Source organism: Rhizobium sp. 007 (assembly GCF_015353075.1).
Lineage (GTDB): Bacteria > Pseudomonadota > Alphaproteobacteria > Rhizobiales > Rhizobiaceae > Rhizobium.
Genome location: NZ_CP064187.1, coordinates 663,711 through 681,257, shown reverse-complemented (window position 1 = coordinate 681,257; position 17,547 = coordinate 663,711). Strand labels below are relative to the sequence as shown.

Annotated in this window: 22 protein-coding genes; 9 read left to right on the top strand and 13 right to left on the bottom strand. The window is 60.8% G+C overall.

From position 1 onward, the window contains the following. Window positions 1–80 precede the first annotated feature (80 nt). Window positions 81–686 (bottom strand): YqgE/AlgH family protein, encoded by a 606-nt coding sequence (locus ISN39_RS03250; RefSeq protein WP_039844208.1) that lies wholly within the window; start codon window positions 684–686, stop codon window positions 81–83. 141 nt (window positions 687–827) lie between these two features. On the opposite strand from ISN39_RS03250, the gene ISN39_RS03245 reads away from it, so the two are divergent. Continuing rightward, the gene (locus tag ISN39_RS03245; RefSeq protein WP_194729159.1) at window positions 828–1,670 is read left to right on the top strand and encodes a protein-disulfide reductase DsbD domain-containing protein; all 843 of its coding nucleotides are present in this window, start codon (window positions 828–830) and stop codon (window positions 1,668–1,670) included. A 68-nt stretch (window positions 1,671–1,738) separates the two neighbouring features. Continuing rightward, window positions 1,739–2,224, top strand: a complete 486-nt coding sequence (locus ISN39_RS03240) for a peroxiredoxin (protein ID WP_074060477.1) — start codon at window positions 1,739–1,741, stop codon at window positions 2,222–2,224. 47 nt (window positions 2,225–2,271) lie between these two features. Here the strand turns inward: ISN39_RS03240 and ISN39_RS03235 are convergent, their stop codons facing one another. After that, a complete protein-coding gene (locus ISN39_RS03235) occupies window positions 2,272–3,087 on the bottom strand; it encodes an oxidoreductase (protein WP_194729158.1) in 816 nt (271 codons plus the stop codon). An 86-nt stretch (window positions 3,088–3,173) separates the two neighbouring features. Between ISN39_RS03235 and ISN39_RS03230 the strand changes: the two genes are divergently transcribed. The 5 genes from ISN39_RS03230 to ISN39_RS03215 all read left to right on the top strand — a co-directional run bounded on the left by ISN39_RS03230 (window position 3,174) and on the right by ISN39_RS03215 (window position 6,628). Beyond that, complete coding sequence (locus tag ISN39_RS03230) at window positions 3,174–3,611, top strand: helix-turn-helix domain-containing protein (protein ID WP_194729157.1); 438 nt, start codon at window positions 3,174–3,176, stop codon at window positions 3,609–3,611. A 372-nt stretch (window positions 3,612–3,983) separates the two neighbouring features. Continuing rightward, complete coding sequence (locus ISN39_RS37570) at window positions 3,984–4,106, top strand: hypothetical protein (protein ID WP_281438303.1); 123 nt, start codon at window positions 3,984–3,986, stop codon at window positions 4,104–4,106. Next, the gene (locus ISN39_RS03225; protein ID WP_194729156.1) at window positions 4,103–4,843 is read left to right on the top strand and encodes a metal ABC transporter ATP-binding protein; all 741 of its coding nucleotides are present in this window, start codon (window positions 4,103–4,105) and stop codon (window positions 4,841–4,843) included. Before ISN39_RS37570 ends, ISN39_RS03225 begins: the two co-directional genes overlap by 4 nt. Beyond that, the gene (locus ISN39_RS03220) at window positions 4,840–5,712 is read left to right on the top strand and encodes a metal ABC transporter permease (protein WP_194729155.1); all 873 of its coding nucleotides are present in this window, start codon (window positions 4,840–4,842) and stop codon (window positions 5,710–5,712) included. Before ISN39_RS03225 ends, ISN39_RS03220 begins: the two co-directional genes overlap by 4 nt. A gap of 16 nt (window positions 5,713–5,728) precedes the next feature. Beyond that, window positions 5,729–6,628, top strand: coding sequence for a metal ABC transporter substrate-binding protein (locus ISN39_RS03215; RefSeq protein WP_074066917.1), 900 nt, complete (start codon window positions 5,729–5,731; stop codon window positions 6,626–6,628). Between the two features lie 17 nt (window positions 6,629–6,645). On the opposite strand, the gene ISN39_RS03210 is transcribed toward ISN39_RS03215, so the two are convergent. Beyond that, entirely contained in the window at window positions 6,646–6,954 is a 309-nt protein-coding gene (locus ISN39_RS03210) for a Dabb family protein (RefSeq protein ID WP_074066916.1), read from the bottom strand. A 275-nt stretch (window positions 6,955–7,229) separates the two neighbouring features. Here ISN39_RS03210 and ISN39_RS03205 point away from each other — a divergent pair, with 275 nt between their 5' ends. Next, window positions 7,230–8,429: an NAD-dependent formate dehydrogenase gene (locus ISN39_RS03205; RefSeq protein WP_194729154.1), complete on the top strand. Its 1,200-nt coding sequence runs from the start codon at window positions 7,230–7,232 to the stop codon at window positions 8,427–8,429. Window positions 8,430–8,517: 88 nt separating this feature from the next. Here ISN39_RS03205 and ISN39_RS03200 read toward each other — a convergent pair whose 3' ends face one another. Beyond that, window positions 8,518–9,204 (bottom strand): GntR family transcriptional regulator, encoded by a 687-nt coding sequence (locus ISN39_RS03200; protein ID WP_074066914.1) that lies wholly within the window; start codon window positions 9,202–9,204, stop codon window positions 8,518–8,520. Between the two features lie 274 nt (window positions 9,205–9,478). On the opposite strand from ISN39_RS03200, the gene ISN39_RS03195 reads away from it, so the two are divergent. Next, entirely contained in the window at window positions 9,479–10,249 is a 771-nt protein-coding gene (locus tag ISN39_RS03195; protein ID WP_194729153.1) for an alpha/beta hydrolase, read from the top strand. Between the two features lie 21 nt (window positions 10,250–10,270). Here the strand turns inward: ISN39_RS03195 and ISN39_RS03190 are convergent, their stop codons facing one another. The 9 genes from ISN39_RS03190 to ispH all read right to left on the bottom strand — a co-directional run bounded on the left by ISN39_RS03190 (window position 10,271) and on the right by ispH (window position 17,540). Continuing rightward, complete coding sequence (locus tag ISN39_RS03190) at window positions 10,271–10,996, bottom strand: amino acid ABC transporter ATP-binding protein (protein ID WP_194729152.1); 726 nt, start codon at window positions 10,994–10,996, stop codon at window positions 10,271–10,273. After that, complete coding sequence (locus tag ISN39_RS03185; RefSeq protein WP_194729151.1) at window positions 10,974–11,633, bottom strand: amino acid ABC transporter permease; 660 nt, start codon at window positions 11,631–11,633, stop codon at window positions 10,974–10,976. The genes ISN39_RS03190 and ISN39_RS03185 overlap by 23 nt, the downstream gene beginning before the upstream one ends. Next, a complete protein-coding gene (locus ISN39_RS03180) occupies window positions 11,630–12,301 on the bottom strand; it encodes an amino acid ABC transporter permease (RefSeq protein ID WP_022716465.1) in 672 nt (223 codons plus the stop codon). The genes ISN39_RS03185 and ISN39_RS03180 overlap by 4 nt, the downstream gene beginning before the upstream one ends. A gap of 74 nt (window positions 12,302–12,375) precedes the next feature. Then, entirely contained in the window at window positions 12,376–13,161 is a 786-nt protein-coding gene (locus ISN39_RS03175; RefSeq protein WP_194729150.1) for a transporter substrate-binding domain-containing protein, read from the bottom strand. A gap of 4 nt (window positions 13,162–13,165) precedes the next feature. Continuing rightward, window positions 13,166–13,912: a GntR family transcriptional regulator gene (locus ISN39_RS03170; RefSeq protein WP_074066909.1), complete on the bottom strand. Its 747-nt coding sequence runs from the start codon at window positions 13,910–13,912 to the stop codon at window positions 13,166–13,168. Window positions 13,913–14,076: 164 nt separating this feature from the next. Then, complete coding sequence (locus ISN39_RS03165; RefSeq protein ID WP_194729149.1) at window positions 14,077–14,880, bottom strand: endonuclease/exonuclease/phosphatase family protein; 804 nt, start codon at window positions 14,878–14,880, stop codon at window positions 14,077–14,079. Window positions 14,881–14,904: 24 nt separating this feature from the next. Next, window positions 14,905–15,345 (bottom strand): ribonuclease HI, encoded by a 441-nt coding sequence (gene rnhA, locus ISN39_RS03160; RefSeq protein ID WP_074066907.1) that lies wholly within the window; start codon window positions 15,343–15,345, stop codon window positions 14,905–14,907. Next, complete coding sequence (locus ISN39_RS03155; protein ID WP_194729148.1) at window positions 15,342–16,307, bottom strand: homoserine kinase; 966 nt, start codon at window positions 16,305–16,307, stop codon at window positions 15,342–15,344. Before ISN39_RS03155 ends, rnhA begins: the two co-directional genes overlap by 4 nt. A 228-nt stretch (window positions 16,308–16,535) precedes the next feature. Beyond that, a complete protein-coding gene (ispH, locus tag ISN39_RS03150) occupies window positions 16,536–17,540 on the bottom strand; it encodes a 4-hydroxy-3-methylbut-2-enyl diphosphate reductase (RefSeq protein ID WP_074066905.1) in 1,005 nt (334 codons plus the stop codon). Between the last annotated feature and the right edge of the window lie 7 nt (window positions 17,541–17,547).

Below are 17,547 nucleotides of genomic sequence, written 5' to 3'. Positions count from 1 at the left end.
CAGGCATTTCGGCGGCGCGCCATCTGGCACGCTTGCCGGAAGAAAACGTCACGTCAACGAAATCGTTCCTGGATTAGATATCACGCATGTCCGGCTTCGGCGGAAAGCATGGCGGCCGTGATGCCCATGCCCGCGAGAGCGCGCTCGTATTTGTCGTCTAGATTGCGGTCGAAGATCAGCGCCTCATTGGCGGCGCAGGTCAACCAGCCGTTGCTGGCAACTTCCATTTCGAGCTGGCCGGCACCCCAGGAGGAATAACCGAGCATCATCGTGGCCCTCTTCGGCCCGCCGCCCTTGGAAATCGCGCGGACGATGTCGAGCGTCGCCGTCAGGCAGATATCATCGCTGATCGGGATGCTGGAGTCGCTTATATAATCATCGGAATGCAGCACGAAACCGCGGCCGCTTTCCACGGGCCCGCCTGTCTGGATCGGGAAGTCCCGGGCATGCTCCGGAAGGACTATCGGCTCCTGGTCGTTGACCATTTCGAGATGCAGCAGCACGTCCGTGAAGGTGAGGCTTTGGGCGCGATTGATGATGAAGCCCATGGCACCGGCATCGGAATGGGCGCAGATATAGATGACCGTGCGGAAGAAGTTGCTATCTTCCATGCCCGGCATGGCAATCAGGAACTGCCCGTCGAAAAAGCCGCGTTCCCGTCTGTTTTTCAGCGTGGATAAGGACATACTTCCTCCTGCTGCCAGACCGTTGCCAACAGCCCTATAAAAGAAACATGGGGCAATGCGGCAGATCAATCAACTGAAAATGAAGAATTAGATGGCCGAACTTCTGGCAGCGAAAGGCGATTTTCGATAAACCGTTGTTCCATGACGATTATTTTTCTCGGGTTTCGCAAGTTTCTGAACGCCACGATCTGCGCCGCCGCGCTGGCCGGTTCGCTTGGGCCGGCGCGCGCCGAGATGAGCGGCTGGATCGACAATGAGGGCGGCCGGATGCGGCTGATCGCGCTGCCGCCCGGCCGCGACGGCACGATGCGCGGTGCGCTGCAGATCGAGCCGAAGCCCGGCTGGATCACCTATTGGCGCGAGCCCGGCAACAGCGGAATACCGCCCCAGATCACGGTCGCGCCGGAAAGCGGCATCACGCTGACTGCAATCCGCTATCCCGTGCCAAAACATCTCGTCGACGGCAAGATAGACGACATCGCCTATGACGCGCCCGTTTCGCTGCCGCTGACCTTCTCGGCGAAAGACGCCTCCCGGTCGCTCGAACTGAAGGCGAGCGCGTTCATCGGCATCTGCAAGGATATCTGCATTCCGTTCCAGGCCGAATTCTCACTTCCCATCGCTGCCGCCAATCAGTCCCGGCCGGAAGAGGAAGCGATCCTCAAGAATGCCGAGGCCTCCCTGCCGGAAAAGCCGTCGTCGCAGTTCAAGGTGATCTCCCACAAGTTCTCTGAGGACATGAAAGAGCTCTGGCTGCAAGTTGCCTTGCCCGACGGCGGCGACACCGCGCCGGAGGTGATCCTCACGGGGCCAAGCGGATATGTCTTCACTAGGAAGCTGATGAGCAAGCGCGACGGAAAGAATTTTTCAACGTCGATTGCCGTCGACAAGCTGCCGAAGAACTATGAAATCGCCCGCAAAAGCTGGAGCGTTCTGATCATCGACGGCGGCCGCGCCATGGAGACGCCGCTTGCCTTTGACTGACCGGCTTTTATAGTCGGCTCGACCCCGCGGCTGCCCCCGCCGCAATCATAAACACCAAGGAGAACCCCATGACCATCGCGATCGGCGATAAGCTTCCTGCCGCCACATTCAAGGAAAAGACGGCCGACGGACCGGTCGAGGTTTCGACGGATCAGCTCTTCAAAGGCAAGCGCGTCGTGCTTTTCGCCGTACCCGGCGCCTTCACGCCGACCTGCTCGCTGAACCATCTGCCGGGCTATCTCGAAAACCGCGATTCCATCCTCGCCAAGGGCGTCGACGATATCGCCGTTCTCTCTGTCAACGACTGGCACGTCATGGGCGCCTGGGCCGAGCAGTCCGGCGGCATGGGCAAGATCCACTTCCTCGCCGACTGGGACGCCGGCTTCACCAAGGCGCTCGGCCTGGACGCTGACCTTTCCGCCGGCGGCCTCGGGGTGCGCTCCAAGCGCTATTCGATGCTCGTCGAAGACGGCGTCGTGAAATCGCTGAACGTCGAGGAGAGCCCCGGCCAAGCCACGATCTCAGGTGCGGCCACGATGATAGAGCAGCTCTGAGAGAGAGCCACAGAGAAGGCGTGGAGAGGCGGCCGAACCCAGCCGCCTCAGACCGGTAAATTATTGTATTTTCGTAGGTTCTTGTCGACCAGGAATTCCGGCAGGAAACGACGCATGAGGCTGACTTGGCCCGCCAGTTTTCCCGCGGTGTAGCGCCTTTTCGGCGCGGGATCAGCGGCGGCTTTCACGACGGCTTCTGCCACAACTTCGGGGGCGTCGCCGGTTTCGACTCCGCTCCGCATTTGCCCCTCCATCTGAGCGCGAACCGTGTCGTAAATGGGCAGCAACCGATCAGGCCTAGTGAGGTTTTCTTCAAACGACGTGCGGGTGAAGCCAGGTTCGACAAGCACAACCCGAATGCCGAACGTGCGCAGTTCATGATCGAGCGATTCCGAATATCCTTCGATCGCATGCTTGGTCGATGCGTAAAGAGCGTTATAGGGAGACGGAATCAGGCCCAGGATGGAACTCATATTGATGATTCTGCCCATGCGTTGGCCTCTCATGACCGGCAACACCGCATTTGTCACGCGGAGAACGCCGAAGACATTCACATTGAACAAGGCCTGAGCCTGCGCAGGCGAGGATTCCTCGGCGCCGCCGAGCAAGCCAATGCCGGCATTGTTGACGAGCAAATCGATGCGTCCAGCTCTGCTTAGAATCTCATCCACGATCTTCTCTACAGAAGCGTCATCGGTCACATCGCAGATCAACATCGTAACACCGTCTGCCGTTTCGGCTACCGCTTTCCGGCTGGTTCCGAACACGCGATAGCCAGCGCGCTTTAGGGCTTTGGCCGTTGCCAGCCCAATGCCTGATGATGCGCCTGTGACCAAGGCTACGCCACGTTCCGTATTGCTCATGTAACTTCAATTCTCCTGTTACGGGGTGGACTGTCTGTCACTATGAGGTTAGTATCATTTCGAGAGTAAGTCACTATCAAAATGATATGAACAATCAGAATCTTTTAAATGAACCGTGCCCAATCGCGCGCAGCCTGGCATTGGTCGGCGACGCGTGGAGCATCTTGATCCTCAGGGACGCGAACGCAGGCCTCACTCGTTTTGACGAGTTCCGCAAAAGTCTCGGCATTGCGCCCACGATCCTGACACGTCGTCTCGCCATGCTGGCGGAGGAGGGTTTGCTGGAAAAGCGGCGCTACTTGGAGCGGCCCCCGCGGGAAGAATACGTGCTGACGGCTGCCGGACGCGACTTTCTACCGGTGCTCTTCATGATTGGCGCATGGGGACGCAAGCACCGTGGCGGCGGCAAGCTGACACGGTTCCTGGACGCTGAAACTGGAACGGAGATTGAGCCCGTCGCCGTGGATGGTGTTACCAACGCAAGGATCGGAACTCGGGCGATACGCATTGTTAAACCTGAATGATTTCAGGAATGCTCGCAGGAGATGCTTGCTGCCACCAGATACGCATGGGCAGATTATGGCCCCTTCATGAGGTCGTCGGGACGCAAATTGCATGCGCCTTTTGTTAAACAGGCCCCCGTAAAGCCCGGTACCCCAACCATCGGGATCTGGTGGGTGGCCGCTCTCATCCATGAGCCCCTCCTCCCGCGGAATTCCCGGCTAAAAGCCACATTGTCTACGTCTGACTTTTGCAACATGACAAGGCAAGCCGTTTGACTTCCAGTCCGTATTGGTATCCGGCCTTTGTTTTTCGGCCGGCTCGCCAACGCCGTCAATTTGCCATATTCGTTACAGCATAACGTGTAATGTTATTACATTTAAGAAGCATCACCTATGAAAAGATTGCCTTTCGCGTCCGGTCTGCTCCTGCCCTCTGCTGTGACCCGCGTCGCCTGCGTGCTCGTTCTCGTCGGGGCACTCTGGACGGCGATCCATTGGGCAATTGTCCTGCCATGAGCGGCGCGCTGATCACCCTCGACAACCTGACCGTCGCCTATGATCGTCACCCAGCGGTGCATCACGTTTCCGGCTCCATTCTCGCAGGCAGCCTGACGGCGATCGCCGGGCCGAACGGTGCAGGTAAATCGACGCTTCTGAAAGCCATTATGGGCGAGCTGCGGCCCGCCGAGGGGCGGATTTCCCATAGGCTGCAGCGCACCGATTTCGGCTACCTGCCGCAGGCGGCCGAAATCAACCGGCGCTTTCCGATCTCGGTCTTTGACGCCGTGCTGCTCGGTGCTTGGCGTAGCAGCGGCGCCTTCGGGCGCGTCTTGGCGCATGAGACCGGCAAGGCTCGCGAAGCACTTTCCGCAGTCGGGCTCGAAGGTTTCGAGAAACGCCATATCGGTTCGCTGTCGGCCGGGCAGTTCCAACGCGTGCTTTTTGCCCGGTTGCTGCTGCAGGATGCCAAGCTCATCCTGCTCGACGAGCCGTTCACGGCCATCGACGCCCGCACGACAAAGGATCTGCTCGATATCGTCGCGCGCTGGCACGGCGACGGGCGAACCGTCATTGCGGTGCTTCACGACTTCGACCAGGTGCGGGCGCATTTCCCGGAGACACTGCTGATCGCGCGGACGCTGATCGGCTGGGGGCCGACCGGCGACATCATGTCGCCCGCCAATCTTCTCAAGGCGCGCGCCATGGCCGAGCGCTGGGACGAGGATGCGAGAGCCTGCGAGCCTGCGGGATGACGGCCTACGACATCTTCCTCGCGCCGTTTGCGGACTACGGTTTCATGCGCCGCGCGCTCGTCGCCTGCCTCTGCCTCGGCCTCGGCGCCGGCCCGATCGGCGTCTTCCTGATGCTGCGGCGCATGAGCCTGATGGGCGATGCGATGAGCCATGCCGTGCTGCCGGGTGCGGCGATCGGCTACCTCGTTGCGGGATCGCTGTCGCTGACAGCCATGGGCATCGGCGGCCTTATCGCCGGGCTCTCCGTCGCGCTGCTTTCCGGCATCGTCAGCCGGACGACGGTGCTGCAGGAGGATGCCAGCTTCGCAAGTTTCTATCTCGCGTCGCTGGCGCTCGGCGTGCTGATCGTTTCGCTGCGCGGATCGAATATCGACCTGCTGCATGTGCTCTTCGGCACCATTCTGGCGATCGACGCTCCTTCCCTCGTCCAGATCGGCGCGATCACCTCGATCACGCTCGTCGTTCTCGCCGCGATCTACCGGCCGCTGGTGGCCGAATGCTTCGACCCGGGGTTCCTCAAAGCCGTCGGCGGCCGGGGACCGGTCTATCATGTGCTTTTCCTGCTGCTCGTCGTGCTCAACCTCGTCGCCAGCTTCCAGGCGCTCGGCACGCTGATGGCCGTCGGATTGATGATGCTGCCGGCGGTAATCGCGCAGCTCTGGTCGCGCAGCCTGCCGTCGATGATGGCGATCGCGGTGATCAGCGCCACCTTCTCCGGCTATCTCGGGCTTATCGCCTCCTACCATCTCGAGCTCGCCTCCGGCCCGACCATCATCATGACGGCGGCGGCAATCTACGGGCTTTCCATCCTCTTCGCGCCGTCGGGCCTTGCCCAGCGCCTCTTTCCCCGCCCGCGTCTTACGGGCTGAACTCAAGGAGACTTCGATGATTTCCCGCAGACTACTTCTTTCCGCGGCCCTTCCCGCGCTGATCGCCTTTTCGTCCGTACCAGCCTCCGCCGAAACCCTGAAGGTGGTTGCCTCCTTTACCGTGCTTGCCGATGTCGTCAGCCAGGTCGGCGGCGACCACGTGAACGTCACGAGCCTCGTCGGCCCGAATGGCGACCCCCATGAGTTCGAGCCGTCGCCTGCCGACGCCAAGCATCTGAAGGCCGCGCAGGTGACCTTCGTCAGCGGCGAAGGCCTGGAGGGCTGGATGGACCGGCTGATTTCCGCTTCCGGCTACAAGGGAACGCCGGTCACCGTCTCCGACGGCATCAAGACCCGCACGATGGAAGAGGACGGCGAGACTGTCACGGATCCCCACGTCTGGAACAGTCCGGTCAACGTGAAGGTCTGGGTCGCCAATATCGAGAAGGCGCTATCGGCCGCCAATCCGGCGGATGCCAGCATCTTCAAGGCGAATGCCGAGCGCTACACGAAGACGCTCGACGCGCTTGACGCCTATGCCCATTCCAAATTCGACACGGTTCCGGACGACCGGCGCAAGGTGCTGACGAGCCACGACGCCTTCGGCTATTTCGGCCGCGAGTACAATGTCAGCTTCCTAGCGCCGCTGGGCATGTCAACCGAAACGGAGGCGTCTGCCGCAGACGTCGCCAAGCTGATCGAGCAGATCAAGGCCGAGCACGTGAAGAGCTATTTCTTCGAAAACTCGAACGATCCCCGCCTCGTCAGGCAGGTCGCCAAGGCAACGGGTGCAGAACCCGGCGGCGAGCTCTATGTCGAATCGCTTTCGGATGCGAAGGGACCGGCGCCGACCTACGAGAAGATGTTCCGCTACAATGTCGACCAGATCGCCGCGGCGATGGCAAAGTCGAGCTGATTGCGCCGCGGCTTCCCTCAGAGATTGAAATCAAAGACCAGGAGGCCGGCAAGGCCGCCATCCGTCGAGGAGACGATGCGCTCGCCGACGGCCACATGCTCGGGATGCACGAGATAGGCATCCCGCGCCGCGGCATTTTCGAAGGTCACCACGAAGCCGTCGACGAAGCCGCCATGCAGCCCTTCCGGCGAGACGTTTGGGCCATATCTGACATCGAGGATGCCCGGGATCACCTGCTTCAGCGCGACGACCGATTCGAGCAACGCCTGCTTCTCCTCGCCCGTCATAGCAGCCTTCAGCCGCAGCAATACGCAATGCAGGATCATATGGTGGCCTCCTATGGCGTTGCCGGCAGAATAGAGGGAACGAGGCAGAGGGCAAGGGGATTACGGTGACTTCCCGGCGGCTCTACTTGAAACCGTGTCCGGCTCCTCCACCTTTCCACAGTGGTGCCAATTACGAACGCGGGAGCGCTGCGAGCGAGCCTGCTGGCCACAGATCATTCAACAGAGCACATTGCCCTGCTGTTCGTCCGCATTGACCGGCAGCTTTGAAGAATTCGAGGCCCTCCCTCTTCGTTTTCAAATGAAGGGAGATGGATTTGGCAAAGGTCGTTTGCGTCCTCTATGACGATCCGGTCGATGGATATCCGAGCGCCTATGCGCGGGATGGCCTGCCGAAACTCGAACACTATCCCGGCGGCCAGACGCTTCCCACCCCGAAAGCCATCGATTTTCAGCCGGGCGCCCTGTTGGGCAGCGTCTCCGGCGAACTGGGCTTGAGGAAGTTTCTCGAAAGCCAGGGGCACAATCTGGTGGTGACCTCGGACAAGGACGGTCCCGGCAGCGTCTTCGAACGCGAGCTTGCCGACGCCGAGATCGTGATCTCGCAGCCTTTTTGGCCGGCCTACCTGACCGCCGAGCGGATCGCCAAGGCGGCCAAGCTGAAGCTGGCGATCACCGCCGGCATCGGCTCCGACCATGTCGATCTCCAGGCCGCGATGGACCGCGGCATCACCGTCGCCGAGGTGACCTACTGCAACTCAATCAGCGTATCCGAACATGTGGTCATGATGATCCTCAGCCTCGCGCGAAACTATATCCCCTCCTACCAGTGGGTCGTGAAAGGCGGCTGGAACATCGCCGACTGCGTCGCGCGCTCTTACGATATCGAGGGCATGGAGATCGGCACGGTGGGTGCCGGGCGGATCGGCAGCGCGGTGCTTCGCCGGCTGAAGCCGTTCGACGTCAAGCTGCACTATACCGACCGCCACCGGCTTCCCGATGCAGTCGAGAAGGAGCTCGGCGTTACCTTCCACAAGACGCCAACTGAGATGGTGCCCGTCTGCGATGTCGTCACGATCAACGCGCCGCTGCATCCGGAGACGGAAAACCTCTTCGACGAAGCGATGATCGCCAAGATGAAACGCGGCGCCTACCTGGTGAACACGGCGCGCGGCAAGATCTGCAATCGCGATGCCGTCGCGCGGGCGCTCGAGAGCGGCCAGCTTGGCGGTTATGCCGGCGACGTGTGGTTCCCGCAGCCCGCACCGAAGGACCATCCTTGGCGGTCGATGCCGCATCACGGCATGACGCCGCATATTTCGGGCTCGTCGCTCTCCGCCCAGGCGCGCTACGCCGCTGGCACGCGGGAAATTCTCGAATGCTGGTTCGAAGGCAAGCCGATCCGCGAGGAATATCTGATCGTCGACGGCGGCAAACTCGCCGGCGCCGGTGCTCACTCCTACAGCGCCGGAGACGCGACGCGTGGGTCTGAAGAGGCAGCGCGCTTCAAAAGCTGAAGGCGCCCGGTTGCTCGGAAGGCTCGACCGGCTCTCGTTGCCTGCCGAGAGCCGAAGCGGTTGCAGGCATGCGTTGTCGTCAGCAATGTTATGCCGACTTGTTCGCTTCAATGAAACGACGCAGCGCTGTGGCAGCGTTCAGCATATGTGCTCGCATGCGCCGAGATGCCATTTCGCCGTCGCCCTCCGCGATCGCCTGCATGATGGCATCGTGCTCATCCCGGGACTTACGCATCCGATCGCCTTGCCGAAGTTGCGTGCGCCGAAAGGCGTTCAGCCTCGTGCGCACCGCTATCGCTTGTTCGGCAAGAAAGCCGTTGTGGGTAGCGCGATAGATCGTCTCATGGAATTCGCGGTTGAAAGCATCATACGCGTCAAAATCACCTTTCTCGACAATCTCGTCAGACATGTCGTGCAGTCCGATCAGGTGGCTTCGCTCGAGCGGAGTCATACGGTAGGTCGCAAGCCGCACGCACATGGCCTCGATCTCGGCCGACGTCTCAAACATGTCCATGATGCGCTCGGGGGTCAAGCGAGCCACGACGACGCCTCGCCGTGCGCGAACCTCGACGAGCCCGCTGACCGCCAATTGACGCAGCGCTTCTCGAACTGGAGTGCGGGAGGCGCCGAAACGGTCGGCAAGCTGCTGTTCGTCCAGCGAAGCACCCGCTACCAGCGTGCCCGCAGCGATCTCATCCGTCAGCGCGTTGCGAATGCGGTCAGACAGGAGCTCCCGATCATCGACATCATCTCGAGCGTCTGATCCCTTGACCATGCATAATCTTCCTTACCCTTCGGGCTCTTTTGTACGCGAATATGCACAACCGGAAAAGTGACCGCATACAAATTAGTCATCACGGAACAGTTACGCATTCAATTATTGAAACATTTCCGCATAAAGAATACATATTACCGGGACATCATATATCTTGCATACGCATCGACTTTCTAAGAATGCGAGCTGGAGAGCTGGAAAAGCTCTCGCAGCCACGCTTGAGACACGTCGTACGCAAGCCTTCAAACTGTTCGACGCAGAAGGAAGCCATCTCATGATGATGACAAGACGTACTTTCTCAGCCGCCTTTGTTGCCGGCGCGGCCACTTCTCTTCTCTCAACCCGCAGCATGGCCGCGCCCTCTGGTGCGGTGAAGGCGCGCAACGTCGTCCTGGCGCATGGGCTGTTCGCTGATGGATCGTGCTGGTCCGAGGTGATTGCCCGACTGCAGGCAGCGCGGTTCAATGCCACGGCCGTGCAAAATCCGCTAACGACGCTGCCTGAAGCGGTATCCTCCGTTGAGCGGGTGCTGGCACGGCAGGATGGCCCGACGGTTCTGGTCGGGCATTCCTTCGCGGGGATGATCGTAACTGAAGCTGGTATGCATCCGAACGTGTCGGCACTCGTTTATGTCGCAGCGCGGGCGCCGGATGCGGGCGAGGACTATGCCGCACTGGCCAAGACATTTCCCACGCCGCCGGCCTCCGCAGGCATCGTTTTCGATGGTGACGAAGGACGCCTCAGCGAGGCGGCATTCCTGCATGATTTCGCGGGCGACCTACCAGAAGCAAGGGCGAAGGTGCTTTATGCAGTCCAGGAGCCATTCAACAAGGCTCTCCTTACGGGCAAGACCACACAGGCGGCTTGGCGTTCGAAGCCAAGCTGGTATGCCGTTTCGACGGAAGATCGCACGATCAATCCAGACCTCGAACGCTTCATGGCCCAGCGCATGGGAGCCAAGACCATCGAACTGAAGGCCAGCCATCTCTCGCTGATCTCCCATCCGGATGAGATTACCCAACTGATCATCGAGGCGGCGGGATAGCACACGCGATCTGGCCGCCCACTAATGCACGCCGAGGAACTGCTTGAGTTCGGCGGTCTTCGGGTTGGCGAAGACTTCTTCCGGCGGGCCGATTTCGTGGACGCGGCCCTGGTGCATGAAGACGACGCGGCTGCAGACGTCGCGGGCGAATTTCATCTCGTGCGTCACCATCAGCAATGTCATGCCCTCGGAGGCAAGCTCGCGCACGACAGCCAGAACCTCGGCGACGAGTTCCGGGTCGAGCGCGGAGGTGATCTCGTCGCACAGCAGGGCGATCGGCTGCATGGCAAGCGCCCGGGCAATCGCGACACGCTGCTGCTGGCCGCCGGAAAGCTCGTCGGGATAGGCATCGAACTTGTGGCCGAGACCGACGCGGTCGAGCATCTTGCGGGCGACCGCTTCAGCCTCTGCCTTCGGCGTCTTCTTGACGACCGACTGCGACAGCATGACATTGCCGCCGGCCGTCAGGTGCGGGAAGAGATTGAACTGCTGGAAGATCATGCCGACTTTCAGCCTGAGCGCCTTCAGATGCAATTCGTCGTCCAGAAGCTGGGCGCCGGCTACCGAGATCGAGCCTTGGGTGATGGTCTCGAGGCCGTTGATGCAGCGCAGCAGCGTTGATTTTCCCGAGCCGCTCTTGCCGATGATGGCAATGACCTCGCCCGGCTCCACATCCAGGTCGATGCCCTTCAGCACCTCGTTCGTGCCGTAGCTCTTGCGGACTTCAGTGATTTCGATGAGCGACATTGAGCTTCCTTTCGAGGATCTGGCTGCTCTTCGACAGAGGCCAGCAAAGCGCAAAATAGATAAGAGCGACGAGCCCGTAGACAGTGAAGGGCTGGAAGGTGGCGTTGGTGACGACGGTGCCTGCCTTCGATAGTTCGACGAAGCCTATGATCGAGGTGAGTGCCGTTCCCTTGACGACCTGGACGGAGAAGCCGACGGTCGGCGGCACGGCGACCCTCAGCGCCTGCGGTAGGATGACGTAGCGCATCTGCTGCAACCTTCCCATGCCGAGGCTGGCGGAGGCTTCCCATTGGCCTTTCGCAACCGCTTCGACGCAGCCGCGCCAGATTTCGGCGAGGAAGGCAGCGGTCCAGAGGATCAATGCCAGGGCGGCGGCAAGCCATGCCGGCACGTCGACGCCGAAAAGGCCGAGACCGAAGAAGGCGATGAAGAGCTGCATCAGGAGCGGCGTGCCTTGAAAAAGCTCGATGTAGTATTTTGCAAGCGCCCGCAGCGACTTCCGCTTGCTGATGCGCAGGAAGAGCAGGCCGAGCCCGACCGCGCCGCCCCCGATGAAGGAAACGAGCGAGAGCAGAACCGTCCAGCGCGTGGCGAGCAGCAGGTTACGCAGGATATCCCAGAGTGTGAACTCGATCATCGGACAAGCCTCCTCGGGAAGATGAACCCGCCGGCCACCACCAAAAGCTGCCGGAGCAGGATCGCCAGCGCCAGATAGATGGCCGTCGAGACGATGTAGGCTTCGAAGGCGCGGAAGGTTCGCGACTGGATGAAGTTGGCGGCAAAGGTCAGGTCCTCGGCGGCGATCTGCGAGACGACGGAGGAGCCGAGCATGACGATCACCACCTGCGAGGAGAGTGCCGGCCAGATGCGCTGGAGCGACGGCACGAGAACGACATGTCGGAAGGTTTCGAATGGCGTCATGGCGAGGCTTGCGCCCGCCTCGAACTGCCCCTTCGGCGTCGCCTGGATGCCGGCGCGGATGATCTCGCAGCTATAGGCCCCGAGGTTGACGATCATGGCAAGATTGGCGGCCGTCAGCTCAGAAAGCTGCAGACCGAGCGACGGCAGGCCGAAGAAGATGAAGAAGAGCTGGATCAGGAACGGCGTATTGCGGATCAGCTCGACATAGGCCGCAACGACGGGCTTCAGCCAAGCCGGGCCGAGCGCGCGCACCCAGGCACAGAAGGTGCCGAGCAAAATGCCGAGCACGCCGCCAATCGAGATCAGCTCGATGGTGATCACGATGCCCTTGACTATCTGCGGGTAATATTGAAGCAGCCAACCGAATTCGAAATGGTAGCTCAAGACACTGTCCCCTCTTTGAATACCGACGGCGAGTGGTCACCCCGCGGCGCGGGATGACCATGCTGGACCGGTTTTTAGAGGTCTTTCGGGAGGTCGGCGCCGAGCCACTTCTGGGCAATGGCGTTCAGCGAACCATCGGCCTTGGCGGCGGCGATGATGCCGTTCACCTTTTCGAGAAGCGCTGGCTGCTCCTTGCTGAGGCCGATGTAGCAGGGCGAGTTCTTGATCAGGAACTTCAGTTCGGGCCGCTTCGGGGGGTTCTTGGCAAGGATGGCGGCGGCAACCACGTTGCCGGTTGCAACAGCCTCGACCTGACCGGAGAGGAAGGCGGAAATCGTGCCGTTGTTATCCTCGTAGCGCTTGATCGTTACATCGGCAGACGCGATCTTCGTCAGTTCGAGGTCTTCGACGGCGCCGCGGGTGACGCCGACCGTCTTGCCGGCAAGATCTTCCACCTTGGCGACGGAAAGATCGCCTGGTGCGAACACGCCGTTATAGAAGGGAGCATAGGCCGCGGAGAAATCGATGACCTTTTCGCGGTCCGGATTCTTGCCGAGGCTGGAAATAACCAGATCGACCTTGTTCGTCTGCAGATAGGGAATGCGGTTGGCGCTGGTGACCGGCACGAGTTCGGTTTTGACGCCAAGTTTTTCGGCAATCAGATTGGCCATGTCGATGTCATAGCCCATCGGCGCCATATCGGTGCCGACGCTGCCGAAGGGCGGAAAATCCTGCGGGACGGCGACGCGCAGCGTGCCGCGCGCGGTGATGTCGGCAAGCGCATCGGCATGGGAAGCGGAACCGAAGCCGACAGCGGCTGCGAGCGTTGCGATTGCAAAGAATGTTCTTCTTGTCAGCATGTGTTCATTTCTCCTTTGAAGTTGCGGTTTTTCGTGTGCCTGCCGGTTGGGAAGACACGGTCCTGGGAGGGAGCGACAGGGAACTGCGCAATTCCGAGAGTGGGTCCGGGCGGGTCGTGAGGTCCAGGCCCGTTTCCACCTCGTCCAGATGTTCGACGGAGAGCTCGGCGGCCTTGACGAAATCGCCTGCTGCCATGGCCTCGAAGATGCGGCAATGCCCCTCATGAGATTGCACTGCGTGAAATTCCGACTGATAGAGCATCGAAATCAGGATTGTCCTGGCAGTGAGATCGCGCAGGATGTCGACAAGGATCGGGTTGCCGCCGAGTTCGGCGATGCGGATATGGAAGTCACCCATGAGGCAGGTGAGGCGCTGGCGGTCGCCTGCAGCCATCGCAGCCTTTTCCTCGTCGAGGTGGGAGACGAGAACCGTGCGGCCCTCGTCCGTCAGCGCGCGCATGCCACGCAGCAGGCCGGATTCGATAGCACGCCTTGCCTCATAGACGGTCATCGCCTCTTCGGCGGACGGCTCGACCACAAACCAACCTCGCCGGGGGCTCACGGTGACGATGCCGCGCGTTTCGAGCCTCATCATCGCCTCGCGCACACGGGTTCGCGAAACGCCGAAGACTGACGCAAGCTGGTTTTCGCTCAGCCGCGTGCCGGGCCGGATCCGGGCGGAAAGAATGCCCGAAACGATGGCCTCTTCGATGTTGCTCTGTGTGCTTTCGGATGTATGGCTGTCTTGCATACAAGACGGGTAAGCAAGCCATATGCCAGTTTTCGCAAATGCTTCATTTACAACGGCTTTCCCACCTGGACCGCGAAACAGTCCGTTGCAATGCCCGCTATTTAAGCAGTTTCATATTCTGAATAACGACGAGGCGTCGATATTGGAGGCAGCCGTGCTGACGGCTACCCAAGGTCCAGCAGGAGCGGCCGATGGTCGGACACTTCCGGTTCCCCTACGACGTCGAAGCTCACGACGCCGACTTCAGGCGTCACCAGCATATAGTCCGCAAAGCGCCCGTCTTTGGCATAGTGCGATGTTCTCGTATCCGTGAAGCCGCGGGAAGTGACGAGATCGGTGAGGCCGAGTCCACCGAGCACATCGAACATGACGCTTCCGGGCAGCACGTTGAAGTCGCCGCAGACGACGAGACGCTCGCCCTTGCGCCAGATCTGCCCGATCAGGCTGACCAGCGCATCGGCTTGACCCCGGCGTGCGGGCGTATCGCCCTTGCCGGCCATGTCACGCAGGCCATGCAGGTGGGCGATCGTGATCGCTTGACCGGCCCCGTAGTCGAAAAGGCGGATGGCATGGGCGTTGCGGGCGCGCGGATGCTCTCCGTAGCTATCTGCTGAGAAATCGCCATGCACGAAATCTGCGGCGTGGCCGATGACCGCAACCGACCGACGCACGAACGTCGCAAGACCGAATTCCGAAGGCACGCTGTTTTCGTCATCAAAAAGCTCGCCTCTCGCCGTCGGCGCGAAGAAGGCGTCATGCTCCGGAAGAACCGCCTTGATCTCCTCGAAGAGGTTGGCGCGCTGCGGCAGGATGTGGCTGCCATCGCGATATTCCAGCCAGTCGCTCTTGACGGTGACGGAACGGGTAACCTCCTGGAGGCAGAGCACGTCCGCCTCAGCAGCCCGGAAATAGTCCATCAGCGGCCGATGCAGCTTGCCGCCCCAGGCATTCAGCGAAATGATGCGCAATATCGCCTCCCCGGATTTGCCGCCCTACCGCTTCTTGAAGGGTGCCATGCCCATGCGCGCCAGTTCGTCGGCACGCTCGTTTTCCGGATGGCCGGCATGGCCCTTGATCCAGTGGAGCGTCACTTTATGCTTGTTGCGGGCTTCCTCCAGCGCCTGCCAGAGCTCGGCATTCTTCACCGGTTTCTTGTCCGCGGTCTTCCAGCCGTTTTTCTTCCAGCCGAAAATCCACTTGGAAATCCCGTCCTTGACGTAGGCGCTGTCGGTGTAGAGGTCGACCTCGCAGGGCGTCTTCAGCGCCGAGAGCGCCGAAATCGCCGCCATCAACTCCATGCGGTTATTGGTCGTGTCCGCCTCGCCGCCGGAGAGTTCCTTTTCAATGTCGCCATAACGCAGGATTGCGCCCCAACCGCCAGGACCGGGATTGCCCGAGCACGCGCCGTCGGTGAAAATCTCGACGTGCTTCATGGCGAAAGCCCGTATTCGGCAGCCGATGCGACCTGCCGGTGGAAGCGCAGCTTGCGCAGGTATTCGAGCGGGTCCTTCTTGGTGACCATTGCGCCTTCCGGCGTCGTCAGCCAGTCATAGAGGCGGGTCAGGAAGAAGCGGAGCGCAGAACCACGCGCAAGCACAGGAAGCGCTGCGAGTTCGGCACTGTTGAGCGGCCGAACACTCCGGTAGCCTTCCAACATGGCCGTGCCCTTGGTGATGTTGTAGGCGCCGTCCTTTTCAAAGCACCAGGCGTTGAGAATGATCGAGACGTCGTAGGCAAGCAGATCGTTGCAGGCGAAATAGAAATCGATCAGGCCGGACAGCTCATCGCCGAGGAAGAAGACGTTGTCGGGGAAGAGATCGGCATGAATGACGCCGGCCGGAAGGTCCTTCGGCCAGTGGGCGGAGAGGAAATCGATCTCGCCCCGGATTTCGGCAAACAAGCCCTTCTCGACTTCGTCGGCGCGCGCCTCGGACTTATCCCAAAGCAACTTCCAGCCCTCCAGCGACAGCGCGTTCGGCCGCTTCAGTTCGAAACCTTCGCCGGCGATATGCATCTGCGCCAGCGCCTTGCCGACTTCGCGGCAATGTTTGGCTTCGGGCTTCCTCAGCCACATGCCTTCAAGGAAGGAAATGAGCGCCGCCGGTCGATCCGAAAGCGTACCGAGCAGCGCACCGTCCTTGCGCGGCAGCGGCAGCGGACAGGACACGCCGCGGTCGGCAAGATGCTGCATCAGACCGAGGAAGAACGGCAGGTCGGCCTTTTCGACGCGCTTTTCGTAGAGCGTCAAGATCAGCGGCTTTTTGGTGGTGTGCAACAGGAAGTTGGAATTTTCGACGCCTTCCGCAATCCCCTTGTAGGAAAGCAGGGTGCCGGCATCATACTCCGTCAAAAACCACTTCAAATCGTCTTCTGAAATATCGGTATAGACTGCCAAGGAGGGCTCTCACATTAAATACGCTAAGGGGAGTGATGAAACGCATGGGGATATACCCCCCCGTTGTCACTTCGTGACATCTCCCCCACAAGGGGGGAGATTAAAAGCATGCGTCTTGCCTTGCAATCTATCGTCTTCGTCGCGATTGCCGGAGACGGTGCTACTGCCGATCTCCCCCGGGGGGATGCCCGGCACGGCAGAGGAGGGTAAGCGGCACGATCCAAGCCTCTAATCCCCGTTCACAAAAGCCATGTCGGCCGTCGTCAGCTCGATGTTGCGCAGTTCCCGGTTGACTAGGAAATGCTCGTTTTCCTGCACGGTCTCGGCAAGCTCCACCCTGGCGTCGAAACGTGCCCGGAAGGCTTCGATGATCTCGTTGACGATCACTTCCGGCGCGGAGGCACCGGCGGAAAGGCCAAGCGTCGAAATCGGACCTATCTCGTTCCAGTCCAGTTCAGCGGCGCGCTGCACGAGGATCGACATCTTTGCCCCTGCCCTCAGCGCGACTTCGACAAGGCGCTTGGAGTTAGAGGAATTCGGCGCACCGACGATGATGAAGAGGTCGCAGCCGGGTGCGGCCTGCTTGACCACTTCCTGGCGGTTGGTCGTGGCATAGCAGATCGAGTCGGCGGCGGGTGCCGTCAGCTTCGGGAAACGCTGCTCGAGACGCGCAATCACGCCGGCCGTGTCGTCAACCGAAAGCGTCGTCTGGGTCACGTAGCCCAGATTGTCGGGATCGGCAGGCTGATAGGCATCGGCGTCTTCGACCGTCTCGATCAGCGAGACCGAGCCCTCGGGAAGCTGACCCATCGTGCCGATGACTTCCGGATGACCAGCATGGCCGATCAGCACGACATGGCGGCCGAGGCGATTGTGCCGCATCGCCTGCTTGTGAACCTTGGAAACCAGCGGACAGGTGGCATCGAGGTAGAAAAGATTGCGGGCGTTCGCATCTTCGGGAACGGACTTCGGGACGCCGTGTGCGGAAAAAACGACGGGCTGGGCGCGGTGCTCCGCCGGTATTTCATCGAGTTCTTCAACGAAGACCGCGCCCTTGGCCTCCAGTCCCTCGACGACGTAGCGGTTATGTACGATCTCGTGGCGGACATAGACGGGGGCGCCATAGGATTTCAGCGCCAGCACGACGATCTGGATGGCGCGGTCGACGCCGGCGCAGAAGCCGCGCGGTCCGCAAAGCCTGATCGTCAATGGAGGTTTCGCCGCTATGTTCATGTCATGT